We start from the raw sequence: 6,720 nt of genomic DNA on the forward strand, positions 1-6,720 counted from the left end.
AGCGATTCAAAAACAGATATAAAATTTGAAAAAGTAAAAGAAAGAAATTTTAATAGTACAAAATTAATTTCTGGGCAAGTAAAACCTGAAAATATAGAGAGCTTTTATACAGATTCTACAAAAGGGAAAGTAAAAAAAATTTTGGTTAAAGAAGGACAAGAAATAGATAAAGGAACAGAACTTTTTTCTTATGATAATGAAGAAATTAATTTACAAATGAAACAAGTTGAGCTTGATCAGAACATGGCAGATATACGTTATGATCAAGGGAAAAAGAAGATTGATTCGTTGAAGAAAGAAATTAAGAAGGCAAAAGATAGCGGAGCTGGGAAAGAAGTAACAGATCCAATGGATGAACAAGTAAGTGAATTAGAAATGCAACAAAAGACTATTGATCTTGAGAAAGAAAAAGGTAAATTACAAAAGGAAGAATTAAAGAAAAAACAGAAGGGACTTATCATTTATAGTAAATTTTCTGGAATTGTTCAAAAGTTAGATAAAGATGCGGCACAAAGTTCATCTCAAGCGTTAGGTGGTCAAGGAAAAGTGTTTTTACAAGTAGCTTCTAAAGAGCCATTCCAAGTTCAAGGTACGTTAACTGAGCTTCAGAAGTCACAAATTCAAAAGGATCAAACATTCACTGTAACGGCGAAAGCAAATAGTAAGCAGAAGTGGACAGGGAAGATTACAGAGGTAAGTGAGTTCCCAACGAGTACAGAGATAGCTCAAGCTGGAGGTGTAGGCGAAGCGACTCAAAATATGTCTCAATATACATATAAAGCTAGCCTTGATAGTCAAGATGGTTTATCTTCAGGTTATCACGTTTCTCTGCAAGTAAACTTAGAGAATAAGACGATGATTGCTGTCCCAAGTAAAAGCATTGTAGAAAAAGGCGATGATGCATTTGTTTATGTTGAGGATAAAGGGAAGCTTCGTAAACAAAATGTGAAAAAAGGTTCTACTGATGGAGACTGGACAGAGGTTGTAGAAGGCGTAACAGTGGGGCAAAAGGTGGTTAAAAATCCTTCCGACAACGTGTATGACGGAATGGAAGTGAAAGAGAAATGATTACGTTAAATCATATTGCTAAAACGTATGATCAAGGAAAATTGGCGGTGCCGATTTTGCATGGTATTAATTTAACGATTCAGAGCGGTGAGTTCGTTTCAATTATGGGACCGTCTGGTTCTGGTAAGTCAACGCTTATGAATATTATCGGTTGTTTAGATCGTCCAACAGAAGGCGAATATATGCTAAATGACGTGAATATCTTAACAGCAGACGAGTCAAAGCTTGCTTTAATTCGTAATGAATATATTGGCTTTGTATTCCAGCATTTTAATTTACTACCTCGTCTTTCCGCAGTGGAAAATGTTGAGCTTCCGCTTGTATATGGTGGTGTGAAGAAAGCGGAGCGTCGCAAACGTGCTTTAGAGGCACTATGTAAGGTCGGATTAGCTGACCGTGTGCATCATTTGCCAAATGAACTATCAGGTGGACAGAAACAGCGTGTAGCCATTGCTAGAGCGATTGCAAATAATCCAACTTTTATTATGGCTGATGAACCAACGGGAGCGCTTGATACGAAATCTGGTGAGCAAGTTATGGATATTTTCACAAAGCTAAATGTAGAAGGTACAACGATTGTTATGGTTACGCATGAAGAGGAAGTAGCAGCGTATTCATCTCGCCGTATTGTATTACGAGATGGCAAAATTACAGAAGATAGAGGGTGTGTATCGTGAGTTTACTAGATAGTATAAAAATTGCTTTATCTTCTATTCTAGCTCACAAACTACGCTCAGTTCTTACGATGCTTGGTATTATTATCGGTGTAGGTTCGATTATTACTGTGGTAGCAATTGGAAAAGGTGGAGAAGCTGCCTTAAAATCACAATTTGTTGGGACAGGAAATAATGTGATTTCCATTCAATATCATGCAGATATAAATGATGTATTTGGTATGGATAAAATGGAGCAACCCAGATTAACTGAAGAAGATATTTTTGAACTGAAGAAACTTCCGGAAATTAAAAATGTGGTTAAGACAAATACAAGTATGGAAACAGTAGATGTACAAGATAAAAAAGAAATGGTTACGATAAAGGGATTGGATGAAGAATATTTTGCAGTAAACAAAGTGAAAATCAACAAAGGACGTTCGTTACAAGCATCTGATATAGAGTACGGAAATAATGTAATCATGATTAGTTCTGGTGTAGAAAAGAAAGTATTTACAAATGAAAATCCAGTGGGGAAGATTATTGAAATCAAAGGACAACCATTGCAAGTTATAGGCGTATATGAAGGAGAAAGTGGATTTATGGGAATGGGAGATTCTGAAGCATTATTACCACTTACTTTATGGCCAACTTTGTATGGGAAAGAAGAAATACAAAGTATTGCGGTGCAAGCAAAAGATGTAGATCAATTAGATCATGCCGGAAAAAAAGCGGCAGATATATTAAATAGCCGAAAATCAACTGAGTTTACTGGAAAATATGAAGTGATGAATTTAAAAGAAATCCAGGAAGGGATTTCAAAAATGACAAATGTCATGACAATGATTATTAGCGGTATTGCAGGAATTTCATTGATTGTTGGTGGCATTGGAGTTATGAATATTATGTTAGTATCTGTAACAGAGCGCACACGTGAAATTGGTGTAAGAAAAGCATTAGGAGCTACACGAGGGAAAATTTTATTACAATTCTTAATAGAAGCTGTAATGTTAACATTAATCGGTGGATTAATTGGGATAGGTTTAGGCTATGGTGGAGCATATATTGTTTCGACATTTGCAAAATGGCCACCGCTCGTTTCATTGGAAGTAGTTGTTGGAGGGGTATTATTTTCAATGACACTTGGTATTATTTTTGGATTAATTCCAGCAAATAAAGCAGCTAAATTAGATCCGATTGAAGCATTACGCTATGAATAAAAAAGAAGAAGGTTTCTCTTTTTTAAGTAAGCAAGTACAACAGCTATAACCATTTTACAGATACAAAAACAGTATATCATGAAAAATATGGTATTTGTCAACGGTAAGCGGAACGAAGTGAGCATTAAGGAGTTGACAAATTGCGCAACACCCAGACCCTCTTGATGGTTTCAAACGGTACCCGTTTGAACCTGCCTACCGGCGAGGGAGCCCCCTCAAAAAGTGAGGGGGTTGGGGGTGTTTTTTTATATGGGGTCTGGGGAAGAGTTCCCCAGTAGGTTTGGACAACGTCCAAGGTTTGTATCTTTTATGGCTAGCGTATGCAAGCCATTTTTTGCGGTAGCAAAAAACAAAGGGGGATTGGGGGAGACCCCCAACAAGCTGTATTTGCGCCACGAAGTGGCTAGCAAATGCGACGCTTGCCAAATCCCTTGCGTCAATGATAAAATTGGAGATAGTACGACCAATTTGGAATGACGCTTCCGTTGCAAACGGAATGAAGGGATGGGGTTTGATGAGTGAACAAGATAAAAAGTTGGCTAGCAATTTTCGGAAGATTCCGAACCGAAAAGAGCGCAGACAAATCAGTTTTCGGGTGAGTGATGACGAATTTACAAAGTTGCAGCAGTCAGCGGAAACTTTGGGAATGAGTGTGCCGAATTTCGTAAAGAAAAAGGCACAAGGGAGTCGTTTAATTTCTCCAAAATTTGATATGGAGACGAGACAAATTATTGCAAGGAATTTGAGTCAGATGGGGAACAACATGAATCAAATTGCAAAATATTGTCATACGCATCAGGATGAGAATATAGATTGGCAACGTTTAAATTATAATATTGAGCAATTGCGAAAAGAAGTGAGCGAGTTATGGCAACAACTAAATTAGGGAATACAAAATCAGCAAGTAAAACAATAAATTATGCTGAAAAACGGGCAGTAGAAAAAAGTGGTCATAATTGTGATGTTGAGTATGCAAAATCAAATTTTAAGGAATTAAGAATGCTGTATGGGAAAGATAATGGAATCCAAGCGCATACGATTATTCAGTCATTTAAACCTGGAGAAGTAACGCCAGAACAAGCCAATGAAATTGGTTTAGAATTGGCTCAATCTGTTGCTAAAGATTATCAAGTTGTGATTTATACGCATGCGGATACAGAACATATCCATAATCATATCGTGATAAACTCCGTTAATATCGAAACTGGTAAAAAGTATCATAGTAGTAACAAACAACGAGACTTGATAAAAAGTGAGAATGATAGGATTTGTCAGGAACGAGGATTGTCAGTCGTAGTAGAAAAAAAAGCATCGGTAAGATACACGGCAGCAGAGAAATCAATACTAAAAAAAGGAAAAACATCATGGAAAGACGAAATACGACAAGCAGTTGATGTAGCGAAAACTCGTACGAACGATTTAAAGGGTCTCTCAGAGTTTTTAGATAATCTAGGTATCAAAACTAGATTAAGAGGAGAAACAATCTCCTACAAGCATCCAGAGGCTTTAAAATGGGTAAGAGGAAGTAAGTTAGGTTATGACTATGAAATAGGAGGAATAGAATATGGCTTTGAGCGACGAATTAGCGAAAGTCAAACAAGAAGACAATCTATCGATGGAAATGAGCACAAGCGAGCAAATCAATTATCGAGTGAGAATGTCAGAGATAGAGTATCAGAACGAACTGATCGCACAACGTATCGACCAATTAGCCGAAAGTATCGAGAAGAACAACAAGTTTATGAGCGAGCAAATACTCTCCGTCAGCAAAATGAACAGGAAAAACAACGAGAACTTGAACAACAAAATCGAACAATTACAAGAAACAGATCAAGCCTTGAGAGATAGTCTTACTAAAACATTAAACCACTATTTTGGACAAATGAATGAGATGGTGGGAAAAAGATTTGATACAAAAACAGATGAGATTGTCAAAGATTTCTCTGAGAAAGTGTATACCATTAAAGAAAAAACAAGCGAAGTACAAAAGATGCGGATCAAGACGAAGAAAATTGAGGAAGTGTGTGTATCTGTTGTACAAGTATTGTTGTATGCTCTGATTGCAGTAGTTATGGTAACAGGTTTAAAGTGGGGAATTTGGAATGTGTTAGGGGTATCAACATTATATGAAATGGTAGCGCAAACATTCGAATGGGGTTGGCTTGTGATGGCGATTATAATAGGTGTGATTGGGCTAGGTGCCTTTATTTTTGCTTTTACTTTTGTAAAAGAGAAAACGAATCATCATCGTTTTTGAAGAATGATCTGTAATAAGTATAAAAATGGTATTTAAAACCGATTTATGGTAGGTTTTTCTATTATTTTAGGCAATATTTCCATGTTATAATGATAGATAGAATCTTTTGGAAAATAAAAAACTCCCTCGAAGCCTCAGAAACTTAAGGGAGTTTTTTATTAATAAATAGAGCGGAGTTTATCTTTGTTTTAGAATCTTGAGTAATTTATTCTACCATATTGTATAAACTCCTTCTACAAATAAGGAGTGGAAAAGTGAATAAAAATATTATTAACTTTGAAGATGCGGAGAAAAATGCTAGAAAACGTGATTTAGAGATTAATCAGAAACATTTTGAAAAAGAACATCATGGAGTGAATCAAGAAACAGTAGATGAAGCATTAAAAGTTTTGAGCAAAGCTACTGGTGGTAAAGAAGTTTACATAGGTACGAAGAGATCTCCGCAATCAAGAGTAAAATTTGCTCAATTTATACAAGATAATATTGGGTATGTAGAAGAACTAAATTATTTAGATAACAAAGAAATTGTTTTTCTTTGGAAAATCAGTAGAAAAATAGGTTTTTTATCAAATTGCATTGTAGATGATATACATAAAAAGAATCCTGTTCCATTAACTCAAACAGATATTGCATGTTTATTGAAAAGAACTAAAAATAATATTAATCCAATAATTAAATCATTAGTAACCAAAGGAATTCTAGCAGTTTCTGAAACTGGAATCGAAGGTAAAAATGCTAAAGCTAACGCATATTTTGTAAATCCGAATATTATTTTTGCAGGTAATAAAGAGGATATTAATCCTACATTAAAAGCTATATTTTCTAGGGTTCCTAAAGAATTAAAAAAATTACCTGTAAAATTATTTTAACCTAAGCTTTTAGCTTAGGTTTTTTAAATTTCAAGATTTTCATAGTTCTTAAAATCAAGAACTATGGTTCTTAAAATCAAGAACTATGAAAATCTTGAAAACCATTGATATAACAACGTTTATAGCACTTTTAAAAGTCGTTTCCTTCTCACTCTATATATATAGGGTTAAAAGTTCCGCAAGGAACAGGTAGTATTTTCCTTCGCGTTGCTTCTGAAAATCTCCACCTTGGAAAGAAAAAAGGCGGTTCGTTTATCCTCACCTAAAAGCTAACGCTTTTCTTTTTTTCTTTCCTCCTTGCGGAACTTTTTTCGGCAGGGGTTTGTCTTTCGCCAAGCCGATCAGACCAAAAACAAAGATTTTTGCTGTACGACTTGGATTTTCCATTATACCTGCCGAAACACCCAGTTTTATCGTCCTAAATAATCTATCTTTCTGATATCTTATTACGTTGAATTCTTGGGGGCTAGCCCCCAAACCCCCAGCCAGCTCTCTCTCCCAAAAACAAAGGAAAATAAAATTATTTTATATTATTATGGTTATATAAGATAAAAAGAGCACTTCCTTTAAAGGAAGTGCTCTTTTTATGAATTGTACAACTATACAATTTGAGTCAAACTCTTATTACATGTATAAAGAAAGTCTAACATAAA

8 protein-coding genes are annotated in these 6,720 nt (G+C 35.3%); 7 read left to right on the forward strand and 1 reads right to left on the reverse strand.

What is annotated here, in order from left to right; all coding sequences use genetic code 11:
• The 7 genes from ACQGS6_RS20530 to ACQGS6_RS20560 all read left to right on the forward strand — a co-directional run.
• Positions 1-1,068, forward strand: a 1,068-nt coding sequence (locus ACQGS6_RS20530) for an efflux RND transporter periplasmic adaptor subunit (RefSeq protein WP_426965504.1), incomplete at its 5' end; no start/stop codon positions are given.
• A complete protein-coding gene (locus tag ACQGS6_RS20535) occupies positions 1,065-1,745 on the forward strand; it encodes an ABC transporter ATP-binding protein (protein WP_426965506.1) in 681 nt (226 codons plus the stop codon). The genes ACQGS6_RS20530 and ACQGS6_RS20535, both read left to right, overlap by 4 nt.
• Positions 1,742-2,941: an ABC transporter permease gene (locus tag ACQGS6_RS20540; protein WP_426965507.1), complete on the forward strand. Its 1,200-nt coding sequence runs from the start codon at positions 1,742-1,744 to the stop codon at positions 2,939-2,941. Before ACQGS6_RS20535 ends, ACQGS6_RS20540 begins: the two co-directional genes overlap by 4 nt.
• 514 nt (positions 2,942-3,455) lie before the next feature.
• The gene (locus ACQGS6_RS20545) at positions 3,456-3,827 is read left to right on the forward strand and encodes a plasmid mobilization protein (protein WP_098806052.1); all 372 of its coding nucleotides are present in this window, start codon (positions 3,456-3,458) and stop codon (positions 3,825-3,827) included.
• Positions 3,809-4,789: a relaxase/mobilization nuclease domain-containing protein gene (locus ACQGS6_RS20550; protein ID WP_426965509.1), complete on the forward strand. Its 981-nt coding sequence runs from the start codon at positions 3,809-3,811 to the stop codon at positions 4,787-4,789. The genes ACQGS6_RS20545 and ACQGS6_RS20550 overlap by 19 nt, the downstream gene beginning before the upstream one ends.
• Positions 4,737-5,198, forward strand: a complete 462-nt coding sequence (locus tag ACQGS6_RS20555) for a hypothetical protein (protein ID WP_098806054.1) — start codon at positions 4,737-4,739, stop codon at positions 5,196-5,198. Before ACQGS6_RS20550 ends, ACQGS6_RS20555 begins: the two co-directional genes overlap by 53 nt.
• A 254-nt stretch (positions 5,199-5,452) precedes the next feature.
• The gene (locus tag ACQGS6_RS20560) at positions 5,453-6,067 is read left to right on the forward strand and encodes a MarR family transcriptional regulator (RefSeq protein WP_426965510.1); all 615 of its coding nucleotides are present in this window, start codon (positions 5,453-5,455) and stop codon (positions 6,065-6,067) included.
• A gap of 258 nt (positions 6,068-6,325) precedes the next feature.
• On the opposite strand, the gene ACQGS6_RS20565 is transcribed toward ACQGS6_RS20560, so the two are convergent.
• Positions 6,326-6,454, reverse strand: coding sequence for a hypothetical protein (locus ACQGS6_RS20565; protein ID WP_257209471.1), 129 nt, complete (start codon positions 6,452-6,454; stop codon positions 6,326-6,328).
• Positions 6,455-6,720: the final 266 nt, after the last annotated feature.

The organism is Bacillus sp. GMs2/2, from assembly GCF_050172095.1.
GTDB lineage: Bacteria > Bacillota > Bacilli > Bacillales > Bacillaceae_G > Bacillus_A > Bacillus_A cereus.